At 64.5% G+C, this 15121-nt stretch carries 12 protein-coding genes; 6 read left to right on the forward strand and 6 right to left on the reverse strand.

Annotated elements, in window-relative coordinates; genetic code table 11:
• Window positions 1–4 precede the first annotated feature (4 nt).
• Window positions 5–1417 carry an FAD-binding oxidoreductase gene (locus tag ABIB00_RS10945; RefSeq protein WP_354104321.1) on the reverse strand — a complete coding sequence of 471 codons (1413 nt, stop codon included), beginning with the start codon at window positions 1415–1417 and terminating at the stop codon, window positions 5–7.
• 180 nt (window positions 1418–1597) lie between these two features.
• On the opposite strand from ABIB00_RS10945, the gene ABIB00_RS10950 reads away from it, so the two are divergent.
• On the forward strand, window positions 1598–2482 hold the full coding sequence (locus ABIB00_RS10950; RefSeq protein ID WP_354104322.1) for a dihydrodipicolinate synthase family protein: 885 nt from the start codon (window positions 1598–1600) through the stop codon (window positions 2480–2482).
• An 86-nt stretch (window positions 2483–2568) separates the two neighbouring features.
• Here the strand turns inward: ABIB00_RS10950 and ABIB00_RS10955 are convergent, their stop codons facing one another.
• Together ABIB00_RS10955 and ABIB00_RS10960 are read right to left on the reverse strand one after the other, a co-directional pair.
• The gene (locus ABIB00_RS10955; RefSeq protein ID WP_354104323.1) at window positions 2569–2883 is read right to left on the reverse strand and encodes a hypothetical protein; all 315 of its coding nucleotides are present in this window, start codon (window positions 2881–2883) and stop codon (window positions 2569–2571) included.
• A gap of 29 nt (window positions 2884–2912) precedes the next feature.
• Window positions 2913–3224 carry a hypothetical protein gene (locus ABIB00_RS10960; protein ID WP_354104324.1) on the reverse strand — a complete coding sequence of 104 codons (312 nt, stop codon included), beginning with the start codon at window positions 3222–3224 and terminating at the stop codon, window positions 2913–2915.
• 193 nt (window positions 3225–3417) lie between these two features.
• Between ABIB00_RS10960 and ABIB00_RS10965 the strand changes: the two genes are divergently transcribed.
• The 5 genes from ABIB00_RS10965 (at window position 3418) to ABIB00_RS10985 (ending at window position 10350) form a co-directional block, all read left to right on the forward strand.
• The gene (locus ABIB00_RS10965; RefSeq protein ID WP_354104325.1) at window positions 3418–4650 is read left to right on the forward strand and encodes a rhodanese-like domain-containing protein; all 1233 of its coding nucleotides are present in this window, start codon (window positions 3418–3420) and stop codon (window positions 4648–4650) included.
• 99 nt (window positions 4651–4749) lie between these two features.
• A complete protein-coding gene (serA, locus tag ABIB00_RS10970) occupies window positions 4750–5994 on the forward strand; it encodes a phosphoglycerate dehydrogenase (protein ID WP_354104326.1) in 1245 nt (414 codons plus the stop codon).
• A gap of 127 nt (window positions 5995–6121) precedes the next feature.
• The gene (locus ABIB00_RS10975; RefSeq protein WP_354104327.1) at window positions 6122–7141 is read left to right on the forward strand and encodes a patatin-like phospholipase family protein; all 1020 of its coding nucleotides are present in this window, start codon (window positions 6122–6124) and stop codon (window positions 7139–7141) included.
• 3 nt (window positions 7142–7144) lie between these two features.
• Window positions 7145–8599: a GntP family permease gene (locus ABIB00_RS10980; protein ID WP_354104328.1), complete on the forward strand. Its 1455-nt coding sequence runs from the start codon at window positions 7145–7147 to the stop codon at window positions 8597–8599.
• An 89-nt stretch (window positions 8600–8688) separates the two neighbouring features.
• A complete protein-coding gene (locus ABIB00_RS10985) occupies window positions 8689–10350 on the forward strand; it encodes a tannase/feruloyl esterase family alpha/beta hydrolase (protein WP_354104329.1) in 1662 nt (553 codons plus the stop codon).
• A 33-nt stretch (window positions 10351–10383) separates the two neighbouring features.
• Here the strand turns inward: ABIB00_RS10985 and ABIB00_RS10990 are convergent, their stop codons facing one another.
• The 3 genes from ABIB00_RS10990 to ABIB00_RS11000 form a co-directional block, all read right to left on the reverse strand.
• Window positions 10384–12090 carry an ATP-dependent Clp protease adaptor ClpS gene (locus ABIB00_RS10990; protein WP_354104330.1) on the reverse strand — a complete coding sequence of 569 codons (1707 nt, stop codon included), beginning with the start codon at window positions 12088–12090 and terminating at the stop codon, window positions 10384–10386.
• Between the two features lie 108 nt (window positions 12091–12198).
• Complete coding sequence (locus ABIB00_RS10995; RefSeq protein ID WP_354104331.1) at window positions 12199–13812, reverse strand: DHA2 family efflux MFS transporter permease subunit; 1614 nt, start codon at window positions 13810–13812, stop codon at window positions 12199–12201.
• Window positions 13760–15007, reverse strand: coding sequence for an HlyD family secretion protein (locus ABIB00_RS11000; protein WP_354104332.1), 1248 nt, complete (start codon window positions 15005–15007; stop codon window positions 13760–13762). The genes ABIB00_RS10995 and ABIB00_RS11000 overlap by 53 nt, the downstream gene beginning before the upstream one ends.
• Between the last annotated feature and the right edge of the window lie 114 nt (window positions 15008–15121).

Genomic DNA, 15121 nt, shown 5'->3' on the forward strand with positions numbered 1-15121 from the left:
TCCCTCAGATCACCTTGCCGGGATTGAGCAGATGGTCGGGATCGAGCGCGGCCTTCAGCGTCCGCATCAGCGCGATCTCGGCCTCGCTCCGGGCATGCCCCAGCCACTTCTTCTTCAGCGTGCCGATGCCGTGCTCGGCGGAGACGCTGCCGCCCATCTCGCGCACGAGACCGTAGATGATCGCGTCCATCGCTTCCTTCGGCTGCTGCTCGACGGCAAGGGCGGTCACCCAGGAGACGAGATGCAGATTGCCGTCGCCGATATGGCCGTAATAGACGCTCTCGCATCCCTCGATGCCGTCAGCCAGCGCGGCCTTGCAGCGCGTGACGAACTCGTCCATCCGCGCCACCGCAAGCCCGATGTCGTAGGAGATGTGCGGCCCCAGCACCTGGCCGAACTCGGCGCAGATGTCGCGCACGCGCCAGAAGCTTTGCGTCTGCGCCAGCGATTGCGCCACGGCGGCGTCGGCGAGCAGCCCGCGTTCCATCAGCTGTTCGAGCCAGTTCTGGAAGCGCGGCGCGTCGACGCTCTCGTCGGTGCCTTGCGCTTCCACCAGAACGTAGAGGCCGTGGCCTGCGGCGACCGGCGGCTTGACGCCGGCGCGATTCGTGATCACGTCCCAGTAATCCGGCCACATCACCTCGAACGCCGACAGCAGCGGGCCGAGCCCGCTGCGCGCGGCGCCGAGCAGCGCAATCACGGCGGCATAGTCCTTGAGCGCGCAGAGCGCGGCCATGGTCGAGCGCGGTTTTGGAAACAGCCGCAGCACCACGCGGGTGATGATGCCGAGCGTGCCTTCCGAGCCGATAAACAGATGTTTCAGATCGTAGCCGGCATTGTTCTTCATCAGCTTGTTGAGGCTGGTGATGATGGTGCCGTCGGGCAGCACGACTTCGAGCCCGAGCACCAGCTCGCGCGTCATGCCGTAGCGGATCACGCGATTGCCGCCGGCATTGGTCGAGAGGTTGCCGCCGATCGCGCAGGAGCCGCGCGAGCCGAGGTCGAGCGGAAAGAAAAAACCGGCTTCGTCGGCGGCCTTCTGGATCGTCTCCAGCGGCGTGCCTGATTTCACCGTCATTGTCATCGACGCATGGTCGATCTCCTCGATGCCGCTCATGCGCTCCAGTGAGATCGCGACCCAACCTGCTTCCGGCGATGCGCCGCGGCACAGCCCGGTCAATCCGCCCTGCGGCACGAACGGCAGATGCGCCTGCCGGCAGGTCGCGATCGCATCCGCAACGCCTTGCGCGTCGGCCGGGCGGATCACCGCGAGCGGCGTTTGCGGCAGGCTCGCGCTCCAGTCGTTGCAATTGCGGGCAGGCACGTCGGCGCCAACAAGCACGGCGGCGGCGCCGAGCTTGTCGCGCAACGCGCCGAGCAAATGGTCGGGCCGCCCAATGGGGGTCACCATGTTCATGCGAGACCTCCTCGGAATCTGGCTGCGTCTCATGCGCGCCGGGATGGCGGAAAAGATTTGCACCTTTCTTGTATGTAAGGTACAAGACGAAAAGTAAAGCAAAAACAAGGCTCGGCAAGCCCTCCTCAGATCCTTCGAGATCCGAGGCTTGGTCCGAAGCCGCAGCAACAGGTGGGTGTGATGACGGAGGCAATTCGCGGGTTCTGGGTAGCGTCAGCAACGCCGCTGGCAACCGACGGCAGCGTGGACTCCGCAAAGCTCGCCGCTCACGCCAAGCAACTCTTCGGCAAGGGCGTCGATGGCGTCGTGCTGTTCGGCACCACCGGCGAGGGCACCTCCTTCAGTGTCGCCGAGCGCGTCGCGACCATCGAGGCCGTGCTCAAGGCCGGGGTGGCGCCGGAACGAATTGGAATCGGCGGCGGCTTCCCCGCGATCAGCGACAGCATCGCGCTGACGCGCGCCGTGCTCGGTCTCGGCCTGCGCCACGTGCTGCTGTTGCCGCCTTACTTCGACCGTAGCGTCAGCCCTGAAGGCATCGAAGATGCCTTTGCTGCGATCCTCGACGGCGTCGCCGACGATCGCCTGCGTGCCTACCTCTATCATATCCCGCAGATCTCGGGTGTTGCGATCCCGACCAGCGTCGCCGCGAATTTGCGCAAGCGCTACGGCAGGATGGTTGCTGGGCTGAAAGACTCCAGCGGCGACTTCAAGCAGTTCCAGGCGTTCCGTGCCGCCGCCCCCGAGCTCGCCATCACCGTCGGCAACGAGGTTGACATCACCCGCGCGATCGCCGCCGGCGGTGCCGGCACCATCTGCGGCATGGCCAACATCGCGCCGGAGCTGGTCAAGGCAATGATCGACGGCAAGGATGTCGAACCGCGCATGCAGGCCGCCGTCGACATCGTGGTGAAATCCCCATCCTTCCTCACGACGCTGAAAGCCATCCTCGCGGCACAGACGGGCGATGCGAGCTGGCTGCGCGTGCGGCCGCCGCTCCGGGCCTTGTCCGACGGCACCGCGCTCAAGCGGAAGCTCGACGAGCTGATGGTTCCCGCCATCGCGTGAGATCGCGCAAAACCGCGAGACGTTGCCGCGAATTCGCGCGCTGCCGGCCGGCCCTGGCACGGTGATCCGAATCCGCCATCCTCATGTCATTTCGCCTGCATGCGCCGTTCGTCGATGACGACGTCGGTGTTGATGGCGTAGACGAAGCAGCCGCCATCTCGGCCGTTCCGCGCGGGATCGCTGTTACATTTCGCCAGCGCAGAGGTTTGAGCGTCCTTCAGGCTGGGATCCCCTGCCGAGATGAACAGCTTGCCCCAGGGATGGATCGCGATCGCCTTGGGCTCCATGGCCTTGTCGTAGTTCTGCACCTCAGGGCGCTGCCGCGTGATCCGCCGGATGATCGGAATCTGCGACAAGTCGTACTTACCTGCATAGTGCAGCCGCGGCATGTCTTTCGACATCAGCTCGCCCTCCACAACGATCTCCTCATTCACAGCCAGCAGAGCGCATGGCTTGCCGTACGCAGCTGACACGCTTCAAGCGAACGGTCGCCGGTGACAGACGCGTCTTCATGCTCGCAGGAACGAAAATAGCTTGCACCGATAAGCTCCACTGCTTGTCCCTTGTTGGACTTACAGGCGACGTAGTCCTTGATCAGCGTATCGCGAGAGGTACTCAAAGCGGGGGTTGCCGCCGCGATAATCGCAGCCATCGCTCGTTCAAATTGTGATTTTCGCTCTGCATCGGTCAATGTCGCCATCGCCATGCTTGGCAGCACGAGGAAGATTATCAGGAATTTCATGATTCTCATCTCGCGCCCCAGCCTGAGGCAGAACTGTAGCCCGTCTGATCCTGCAGAAAAAACGATTCGTTGTGCGGACGACTGGGATTTGCGGCATTGCCAAGCAGGGACAGTATGCCTCGATTGTGCTGGTCAATCGGGCGCCGATCGGCCAAAAACGCTCCTGTCCGAAACCCTCCATGGTTAGCCGCCCATGACGATTCCCACCGTCACCCCCGCCGATATCCGCCGCGCGCTGCTCCTGCGCGAGGAAATCGCGCTGCTCGATCTCAGGCATGAGGCTGGTTTCGCCACCGGTCATCCGCTGTTCGCCGCCAACATGGCCGCGGACCGGATCGCGGTCGAAGCCGAGGTGAAGCTGCCGCGTAAAAATGTGCCGATCGTGCTCTATGATGACGGGGAGGGGCTCGTCGCGCCCGGCGCCGAACGGCTTGCCGCCCTCGGCTATACCAATATTTGTGCGCTCGACGGCGGGCTGAAGGCCTGGCGCGCTGCGGGTTATCAAGTATTCGAGGACGTCAACTCCTACTCCAAGGCCTTTGGCGAGCTGGTCGAATCGCGCAGGCACACGCCCTCGTTCAGTGCCGACGAGGTGGCAAAACTCATCGCGGACAAGGCCAACATCGCCATCCTCGACGTTCGCCGCTTCGACGAATACGCCACCATGAACATTCCGGGCTCGGTCAGCGTGCCCGGCGCGGAGCTGGTGCTGCGGGCGGGCCAGGCCGTGCCTGATGCCGAGACCACCATCATCGTCAATTGCGCCGGCCGCACCCGCTCGATCATCGGCACCCAATCGCTGATCAATGCCGGCGTGCCGAACAAGGTCCGCGCGCTGCGCAATGGCACCATCGGCTGGACCTTGGCGCGGCATACGCTCGACCACGGTGCCGACCGGCGCGGCGCGATCGGCCCATTCGAAAGCGGCCCGGCCAATGCACGCGATGTCGCCTATCGCGCCGGTGTCCGCCATATCGGCGCGCGCGAGATGGCTGCGCTTGTCGCGCAGACCGATCGCACGCTCTATCGCTTCGACGTGCGCGACGCGGAAGAATATGCTGCAGGCCATCTCCCGGGCTTCCGCCACTATCCCGGTGGCCAGCTCGTGCAGGAAACCGATATGGCGGCGCCGGTGCGCGGCGCGCACATTGTTCTGACCGACGACAAGGGCGTCCGCGCTGACATGACGGCGTCCTGGCTCGCGCAGATGGGCTGGGAGGTCCATGTGCGGGAAGGCGGCTATGACGACGCGCTCGAAATCGGTCCGCCGCGCGTCCTGCCCAAGCCCGACCCCGCCCACCGCTACCGCCGCCCCTATGAAGGCACCGGCGTCGACGAGCGTGCGATGCAGGCCTATCTCGAATGGGAATACGGCCTGGTCGAACAACTGCGTCTTGACGGAACGCACGGGTTTTACGTGATCTGACGACCGCACCGCCATCTTCTCCCCGTATCCAAACCCTATTGTGCTGCGCATCCGCCGCGGTCTATGAGCTGCGGCAAAGCTGTGACCCACGGAGATTTCATGCCAGCCCCAGGCCAAAGCCCTGAGCGGAACGCGAAGGCGCTGCTGCTCGAAGGCGTCAACGACAGCGCCGTGGACCTGTTCAGAACTGCGGGTTTCACCAATGTCGAGCGCCTGACCAAGGCGCTGGACGGCGAAGATTTGCGGCGGGCGCTCAAGGGCGTGTCGCTGCTCGGCATCCGCTCGCGCACCCAGATCACCGATGAGGTGCTCGCGGCAACCGACCAGCTTCTCGCCGTCGGCTGCTTCAGCGTCGGCACCAACCAGGTCGATCTGCTGGCGGCGCGCAAGCGCGGCATTCCCGTGTTCAACGCGCCGTTCTCCAACACGCGCAGCGTCGCCGAGCTCGTGATCGGCGAGATCGTGATGCTGCTTCGGCGCATCTTCCCGCGCTCGGTGTCGGCGCATGAGGGCGGCTGGGACAAGTCGGCGACCGGCAGCCGCGAGGTACGCGGCCGCACCCTCGGCATTATCGGTTACGGCAATATCGGCTCGCAGCTCTCGACGCTGGCCGAGGCGATCGGCATGCGCGTGATCTATTTCGACCGCACCGACAAGCTCCGTCACGGCAACACCGAGCCGGTCGAGAAGCTGGAAGAGCTGCTGGCGCAGAGCGACGTCGTCAGCCTGCACGTGCCGGAGACGCCGGAGACATCAGGCATGATCGGCGAGAAAGAGCTGCGGGCGATGAAGCCCGGCTCGCTCCTGATCAACAACAGCCGCGGCACCGTCGTCGATCTCGAAGCGCTGGCGGCGGCTCTGCGCGACGGCCATCTCGCCGGCGCCGCCATCGACGTGTTTCCCGTCGAGCCGTCCTCGAATTCGGACCGCTTCAAGAGTCCGGTGCAGGGCCTCGGCAACGTCATCCTCACCCCGCATATCGGCGGCTCGACCGAGGAGGCGCAGGAGCGCATCGGCGGCGAGGTGGCGCGCAAGCTGGTCGATTTTTTCATCACCGGCTCGACCACGGGGGCGGTGAATTTCCCGGAGGTGCAGCTGCATTTGCGGCCCTCCGGCGCGCGCTTCAGCCACGTCCATCGCAACGTGCCGGGCATGCTGCGCCGGCTGAACGAGGTCTTCCTCCAGCGCGACATCAACATCGCCGCGCAATATCTGGAGACCGCCGGCGACCTCGGTTACGTCGTGCTCGACGCCGACCTCGGCGGCCAGGATTCAGGCGCGCTGCTGGAGCAGATCCGCGTCCTCGACGGCACGGTCGGCGCGCGGCTGGTGTTCGAGCACTAGGCTAGATCGCGGGAGGTCCCACGTTCCAGTTGCATCTCGCAGCAAAAGCTCTCTACAGTATGCCATGGTGTTCGACTACGTGTGACAAATCGCGTCGAATTTGAGTTTCAGTTGCGTGAGTGCCGCCATGGAACGGGACGCCGTACTGATCGATCTCGCGCTTCAAGGCGGCGGTTCGCACGGCGCCTTCGCCTGGGGCGTGCTCGACCGTCTCCTGGAAGAAAAGTGGCTCACCATCGCCGCGATCTCCGGGACATCCGCGGGCGCGATGAATGCGGCCGTGCTGGCGGATGGCTGGATCGCGGGTGGCGCCGAGGGCGCGCGCGACGCGCTCGAAAGATACTGGCGCCGCGTTTCGAAGGCCGCGGCCTTCAGTCCGCTCCAGCGCTCGCCGCTCGACCGGCTGATGGGGCGCTGGACGCTCGACACGTCGCCCTTCTACATCCTGACCGACCTGATGTCGCGGGTGCTGTCGCCCTACGATCTCAATCCGACCGGTTACAATCCGCTGCGCGCAGTGCTGGCCGAGAGCATCGATTTCGAGCGGCTCGCGAGCTCACCCATCAAGCTGTTCATCACCGCGACGCGGGTGCGCACTGGGCGCGGACGCATCTTCCGCAACGCGGAGATCACGGCGGATGTGTTGCTGGCATCGGCCTGCCTGCCGACCATGTTCCGGGCGGTCGAGATCGACGGCGAGCCCTATTGGGACGGCGGCTATGCCGGCAACCCGACGATCACGCCGCTGGTGCGCGAGAGCGATGCGCACGACACCATCCTGGTGCAGATCAATCCGACTGAAACGTTCGAGGAGCCGCGGACGGCTGCGGAGATTCTCAACCGTTTGAACGAGATCTCGTTCAATTCGCCGCTGATGAAGGAGCTGCGCATGATCGCGCTGCTGCGCCAGGCGGCGGACCCCGGCAGCGGCGAGGGCGCGCGCTGGGCAAAGATGCGGACCCACCGCGTCAAGAGCGACATGCTGGCGAAGTTCGGGGCGTCGTCGAAGCTCAACGCGGAATGGGAGTTCGTCTCGATGCTGCGCGCCGAGGGACGTCTGGCGGCGCAGACGTTTCTCGACGAGCACGGCGCCGATGTCGGCCAGCGTTCGACCGCCGATCTCGACGTCCTCCTGGCGGAGTGCTGAGGCGTGGGTCTTCTCGGTATTCTCGTCGGGCTCGGTCTGCTCGTCCTGTTTGCCTTCCGCGGCTGGAGCGTCCTGCTGCTCGCGCCGTTCGCTGCGCTCGTCGCGGCGTTGTTCGGCGGCGAGCCGCTGCTCGCGAACCTGACCCAGATCTTCATGGTGAATGCGGCGGGGTTTCTGGCGCAGTTCTTCCCGATCTTCCTGCTCGGCGCCGTCTTCGGCAAGTTGATGGACGACAGCGGCGCGGTGAAGGCTGTGGCGGGCTTCATGGCGCAATGCCTCGGCGAGCGACGCGTGATTCTCGCGGTCGTGCTGGCCGGCGCGCTTGTCACCTATGGCGGCGTGAGCCTGTTCGTCGCGTTCTTCGTCATCGTTCCGATGGCCCAGTCGCTGTTCCGCGCGGCCGCGATTCCGCGCCGGCTGATTCCGGCCGCGATCGTGCTTGGGACGTCGACCTTCACCATGTCGGCCTTGCCGGGCACGCCGTCGATCCAGAACGCGATACCGATGCCGTTCTTCGGCACCACGCCGTTTGCCGCGCCAGGCCTCGGTATCGTCGCGTCCCTCATCATGCTTGGCGCAGGCCTGTGGTGGCTGCAGCGAGCCGAGGCTGCGGCCCGCCGTGCCGGAGAAGGTTATGGCGAGGACGTGCGGGGCGCGGCCGAGCACGCCGCCGATGACGAGCTGGTCCGCGAGCGCGCGACGACCGCACGCGAGTTCGATCCGGCCGAGATCCGGCACGGTCGCCGCAGCGACGGGGCTGCTCCGGTGGCGAGCGCCATCCTGCCACTGGCAGTCGTCGTGGCCGTCAATCTCGTGATGTCACTCCTGGTGTTGCCGCGGCTCGATGTGTCGTATCTGAGCGAGCAGCGCTTCGGCGGAATATCGTTGGCCGCGGTCGCCGGCGTATGGTCGGTCAGTGTCGCACTTGGCGCGGCCATCGTCGCGACCATCGTGCTGAACTGGACCCGGCTTCCCTCGTTGCGGCAGACCATGGACGCCGGCGCCAATGCATCGGTCCTGCCCGCACTCAGCGTTGCAAGCCTCGTCGGATTCGGCGCGGTCATCGCGGCGCTGCCGGCTTTCGAAACGGTGCGCGACTGGGTGCTTGCGATCGAAGGCGGTCCGCTGGTCTCGCTCGCGGTCGCGACCAATATTCTCGCTGCGCTGACCGGCTCGGCGTCGGGCGGCCTGACCATCGCGCTCGACGCTCTTGGCCCGACCTATGTCGACCTTGCCGCGCGCACCGGCGTCGACCTCTCGCTGATGCACCGCGTCGCGGTGATCGGCTCGGGGACGCTGGACATCCTGCCGCACAATGGTGCCGTGGTAAGCCTGCTCGCGATCTGTGGCCTGACCCATCGCGACAGCTATTTCGACATCGTGATGGTCGGCATCGTGACGTCGCTGCTGGCCCTGGTGGCCGTGATCGTTTTGGGCGGCGCGTTGGGATCGTTCTGAACGGAATTCTGGCATGAGCGATTGACGGAGGAGCGAAGGTTGCATTCAATGCGGCCAACTGTCGAACGCAACAGGCCGGGGTGAAAACGATGACGCGAGCGAGTGCGAAGCTGTGTGCATTGCTTGTAGGTACGGCAGCTGCGCTGGGCGCAAGCAGCGCGTCGGCAGTGACCATGGCCGAGGATGCAGACACGGTCTGCAAGGGCCTCGTCGGCGGGACCGATGCCGTGAAGATCGATTCCGCAACGTTGCAGGCGCCGTCGCAACTGGCCGTGGCCGAACGCGGCCCGACGCCGTCGGGGCGCGTCACGCCCGCCAATCCCGGCTTCTGCAAAGTGCTCGGCCATATCGATCCCACCGATCCCAAGGCGCCGCCGATCAAGTTTCAGGTCAATCTTCCCGTCGAATGGAACGGCCGCTCGCTGCAATATGGCGGCGGCGGCTTCAACGGCGTGCTGATCACCGGTTTGACGTTGCCGCCGGCCTACCCCTTCGACAAGCCGTCGCCGCTGGCGCGCGGCTTCGTCACCTACGGCACCGATTCCGGACATGAGTCCAAGCCGGGCGAGCCGCCGCAGCTTTTTGCGCTCAACGACGAAGCCTTCGAGAATTTTGCGCACCGCGCTTACAAGAAGGTGCGGGACGTGGCCGTGGCGCTGATGGAGCGCGCCTACGGCAAAAGGCCTGAGAAGATATACTTTATGGGTTCGTCCGAAGGCGGCCGCGAAGGCCTGACGATGGCGCAGCGCTATCCCGACGACTTCGACGGCATTTTTGCCCGCGTGCCCGTCATCAATTGGGTCGGGCTGCAGCATGCCGGCACCCGTTCGGGTCTCGCGACCATGGGCGACGGCTGGATCAATCCGAAGCAGGTGAAGCTCGTGGGCGACGCCGTGCGGGCCGCTTGCGACAAGGCCGACGGCTCCGATGACGCGCTGGTGCAGGACCCCGTCGCCTGCAAGGCGGCGTTCAAGGTCGAGACCCTGCGCTGCACCAGCGGCAAGACGGGCGACCAGTGCCTCACCGACGCGCAGATCAAGGCGGTCGACACGCTGCATACGACCTACAAATTCCCGTTCGCGCTGGCCAACGGCCTCGACGATTATCCGGGCTGGGGCGTGTCGGGTGAGGACACGCCCGCGGTTGGCCCGACTGGCGGCTGGGTCGCGTGGTGGCTCGGCACGGCACCGCCCGCGCAACCGCCTGCGGCCAATAACGGCATCGCCTGGATCTACGGCGCCGGCGGGATTCAATATGTGTTCGCGCGCGATCCCAAGCTCGACGTGACGACGTATAAGCCCGAACAGCACAAGGCGCGGTTGCTCGAGGTCTCCAGCCTGATGGATTCCACCGATCCCGATCTCAGCCGCTTTCGCAGCCGCGGCGGCCGGCTGATCATGCTCGAGCACATGGCCGACTATGCGCAGAGCCCCTATGCCGGCATCCGTTATTTCGAGAGCGTCGAACGCAAGCTCGGCAAGGCCGAGACGGCCGAATTCGCGCGGCTCTACACCGCGCCCGGGGTCGACCATGTCGGCTCCGGCGCGCCGGCCAATGTCGACATGCTGAGCGCGCTGGTCGACTGGGTCGAGAAGGACAAGGCGCCCGGCGACCTCGAAGTCGCCGAGCAGAAGGTCGAAGCACCATCGTTTGCGACGCTTCGCGCGCTGCCGCTGTGCCGCTGGCCGGCCTGGCCGCACTACAAGAGCGGCTCGGTGACGGAGGCGGCAAGCTTCACCTGCGCGCCGTGAGGTCCGGGGACGCCGACCGCGGTTGCGGCGGTCTCATCCCGCCGCCATCGCCTGTGCGCCTCCCAGCAACTGTGCATTCAGCCGCCCGCCGGAAAACAACATGTCGTCCAGAGCCTCGTCGATATCGGCGGAAATGACGGAGTTACCGCCATCGCGCGCGAGGCTCGCCTGCGCCAGCCGTCGCATCAACTCCTTGATAAAAGCGCAACTTGTACCCGCGCTGCGCCGGGCCGCCTCGGCGACAACCGCGTCGTCGAGCGGCAGTCCTCTGCCATAGAGACGGACCAGCTTGCCGCGGCCGGTCTCATCGGGGAGCGGCACTTCGATGGCCTGATCGATGCGGCCGGGACGACCGGCGAGAGCGCTCTCAAGCTGCTGGGGACGGTTGGTGATCAGCACGAACAGGATGTCGGCGTCCTGCTTCAAACCGTCCATTTCGTTGAGGAGCCGATTGAGCAGCGGTTCCTCGCAGCCGCTCATGCTCTCGCGTTGCCGTGCGATCAGGTCGACGTCTTCGATAACCACCATGGCGGGCTGCAAGAGGCGGGCAAGATTCATATAGGCGCCGAGCAGGCCGATCTGCTCGGCCGTGATGATTAGCGTCGTATGTCCGGGCAGATGGGTCGCAAGATAGCGAATGGTGTGTGTTTTGCCGGTGCCGGGCGGTCCGTAGAGCAAAATGCCCTTGCGGGTCGATTGCCCGAGGTGGCGCAGCATGTCTCGCGTCCCTACGAAGTTCAATACGTTGCGATCGAGTAGTCGCAACGTCTGCTCGGGCAGGATCACCTCGTCACGCCCGACCGAGGGAAGTCTGTGCACTGTGATTCCGCGAGAACGGCCGCGATAGTCGGAATCGACATCGAGCGATAAAATTTTGCCACGATAGGTGCGCGCGGCCTGCACTGCGTCCTCCAGTGCGGTGAAGCATTGTTGGACAAGTGCTGCTCCCGCGACCCCGGCCGGCACCATGATTTCGATCCGCACGCCGGTCTCGCGGCCATATTCCCGATGAACGGTCAGCAGCATCGCGTAGCGAAGGCCGGATGCAGAGCAAAGCCAGAGACCATTGTCGAGGCACTTGGCCGGTGTCTGCTCGCCAATGTCCACGTCGTTGTACTGAAGTGGTGCAATCGCCACCGCGAAACTATCGTTCTGCATCAGTCGGGCCATGGATACCGTTTCGTGACGATTCTCGGCGATGCCTAGCAACCGGATCGGCGAGGCGAATAGGCGGTCGATGGCAGTCTGGACGTCTGCTCGCATGTGGCCGGGAAACTGGCGGACCGTGGTTACGAGCTGGCTACGCGAGATGTCGGAGAAATGCCAATTCAAGACACCGAACGCATAGTTGAACTCTTCCTCGGGTAGTTCTTGGGATTCGGCTACTGCAGCGAGCACGCACTCGGCGCACAGCCAGACTGTGCGGTTCGTCAAATGAACTTCCGATTTTGCGGTAGGCTGGTCGCAAAGCCCGCAGCACGGCTTCGCCGTTTCGCTCGTAATCAGGAGAGGATGGCCGGCGAAGGCGATGCGCCGACGGGCAGACTCCAGTAGTGCGTCCGCAACGGATGGTGGGTAAGGACCACAGACAGCGGTCGCGTGCTTCTCGATGCTGGCCATGACGGAGGCTGCCTCGTCCTCCGACTTGCCAAAGATACGGCGCAACAGGTCGACGAAAAACTCGCGCGGAACGTCTCCGTCGTTATGCAGGACGAGTTGAATCGGCACAATCTCGTTCATTAAATGCCTCTTACACAACTTAAAATAGATAAGAACGAAAAGGGAACATAAAAAGAAGCGGCCGTCAAGCCTGATAGCTGCGACAAATTTCGAGTGATGGGCGAGGTCCTAATGCGCTGGCCCGCCAGCCGCCTTCACGCGCCGCGTCAGCAGCACCGCAATCGCGGCGAGCACCAGCACCACGCCGATCACGGCAAACGTGTCGGAATAACCCATCACCAGCGCCTGGCGCTTCACGGTCTTGCCGAGTGCGATAATGGCCTGCTCGCGCGCGGCGTTCGGATCGGGGACGCCGTGCGCCATGAAATACTCGGTCATCTGCGCGATCCGGGTGCGGACTTCCTCGCGGCCGAGCGAGACCGACTGGCCGATGATGTTGGAGTGGAATTGCTCGCGTTTGGTGATGATGGTGGCGAGCGTCGCCGTGCCGATCGCGCCGCCCAGGTTGCGGAACATGTTACTGATGCCGGAGGCCGCTGCCGCGTCCTGCGGTGCGATGCCGCCGGTCAAGACCGAGGTCAGCGGCGTCAGCACCATGGCTTGTCCCACGGCGCGCACGATGTTCGGGATCCAGAGCTGGTCGCCGGCATAGTCCGGGGACATCGCCGTGTTCATGAAGCAGCTGTAGGCGAAGATCAGAAGCCCGGTGATCGCGATATAACGCGTGTCGAAGCGCCGCATCAGTTTCGGGATCAGCGGGATCAGCACGAGTTGGGGCAGGCCGGTCCATGCCAGCACATTGCCGATCTGCTCGGCATTGTAGCCCTGCGCCTGGCCGAGATAGGCGGGCAGCATGTAGACCGAGCCGAACAACGCGAAGCCAACCATGGTCATGGCAACGGTACCGAAGCCAAAATTGCGTTGGGTCAGCAGGCGCAACCGGATCAGCGGCTTCTCGATCGTGAGCTCGATCGTGATGAACAGCGTGAGGCTGACGGCCGCGATCACCGCCAGCTTGATGATGAAGGGTGAGGAAAACCAGTCGTCCTTGTTGCCTTCCTCGAGCACGGCTTGCAGCGCCGACAGACCGATCGCCATGGTGACGATGCCGGCCCAGTCACCATCCTTCAGAAGGCCGAGCTGCATCTTCTGCCGCTCCAGCGTCAGATAGAGCGCGCTCACCATGACAGCGGTCGGGATCACGTTGACGAAGAAGATGGTGCGCCAGCCGTAGTTTTCCGTGAAATAGCCGCCGATGGTCGGACCGATCGCCGGCGCAAAGGTGACCGACAGCGCGAAGATCGCGAGCCCGACGGGCTGCTGCGGCTTCGGCAGCTTGGTCAGCACCAGCGTGAACGCCATCGGGATCAGCACGCCGCCGGCAAAGCCCTGCAAGCCGCGCATCGCGATCATCGACGGCAGATCGTGGGTGAAGGCACAGGCGACGGAGAACGCCGCAAACAGTACCGCGCTCGCCAGCATGTAGCGGCGGAACGAGAACACGCGGCTCAGATAGTCGGTCAGCGGGATCACGATGATCTCGCCGATCAGATAAGACGTCGAGATCCAGGAGCCGTTGTCGGCGCCGGTGCCGATGCCGCCCTCGATGTTGAGCAGCGAGGCGTTGGTGATCTGGATGTTCAGGATCGCCATGAACGAGCCGATCATGGCGGCAAGCACGGCGATCCAGGTCGCGGCACTCGCACGGTTGGGATCGGCGACCGGGCGATCAGACGTCGCGGCCGGTGTTGCTTGCGTCGAAAGTGAGAGGCTGTTTGACATGGCACGACCCTCCGGAGACGAGCTTCGCTTTGGGCGCGGCGGCCGCATTGGCGGTCGGCGCGGTCGAACGTGTTGCGATGGTCGGGATCACGGACATGCCGGGCCGGAGCGCAATTGCGGGCCCGTGCCGGGCGTCGAGCGCGATCTTGACGGGGATACGCTGCACCACCTTGGTGAAGTTGCCGGTGGCGTTGTCGGGCGGCAGCAGCGCGAACTCCTGGCCGCTTGCGGGTGCGATGGAATCGACGTGACCGTGCACGACGTGGCCCGGGAACATGTCGATCTCGATATCGACGGCCTGTCCGGATTTCACGTTGGTGAGCTGCGTCTCCTTGAAGTTGGCGACGACATATGTGCCCTCGGCCGGCACGATCGACATCAATTGCGTTCCGGCCTGCACGTATTGGCCGACGCGCAAGCTGCGATTGCCGACCACGCCTTCAATAGGCGAGACGATCGTGGTGTAGCCGAGATTGAGCTCGGCCTGGCGCTGGAGCGCGTATGCGCGGACGGCCGCGGCCTTGGCCTGCAGGATCTCGGCCTTCAGGAGATCGACCTGCTTCAAGGCGGAGGTGAGATTGGCGATATCGCGCTGGATCGCCGCATCGGCGCCGGCGTCGCGCGCCTGCGCCTGCTGCGCGTTCTGCACGCTGCCAAAGCCCGTCGCCGCGAGATCGGTGTAGCGCTTGTTCTCCTGCTTGGCGAAAAGTTTCGCGGCATTGTCGACATCGATGGTCGCTCTCGCCGCTGCGATCACGGCCTGCTGCACGTCGAGCTGCGCTTCCTTGCTCGTCACTGTTGCATTGGCGGCAGCGACGTCGGCCTTGGCTTGGTCGAGTGCGACCTTGAAGTCGCGGTCGTCGATCCTCGCGAGTACCTGGCCGGCCTTCACATGCTCGTTATCGCCAATCAGGACGCGGTCGAGATAGCCGCTGACCTTCGGCGCGATGGTCGTGCTGTCGGCCTTCACATAGGCGTCATCGGTGGAGACAAGGAAGCGGCCGACCGTCCAATAATCGTAGCCGTACCAGCTTGCGCCGGCTAGCGCGGCAGCCGCCGCGCCTGCCAGCAACAGCTTGCGAAGGTTCAGCTTTCTTGTGCGGGCGGGGGATTGCGTGGCGGGCAGAATGCCCTCCAATGCATCGCCTGGAATCACGACGGCTTCGGACTTGGACGGGTTGGTGTGCACGGTCATGACCGGCTCCCCTGAATTAGGAAACTTGACGATTTCCAAAATAGAACTAGCTTTGGGACTGTCAATGGAATGACAGGCATCATTCAAAAGCATGGCTCAGGCAAAACCACCAAG

Origin of the sequence: Bradyrhizobium sp. LB14.3 (genome assembly GCF_040547985.1) — a bacterium.
GTDB lineage: Bacteria > Pseudomonadota > Alphaproteobacteria > Rhizobiales > Xanthobacteraceae > Bradyrhizobium.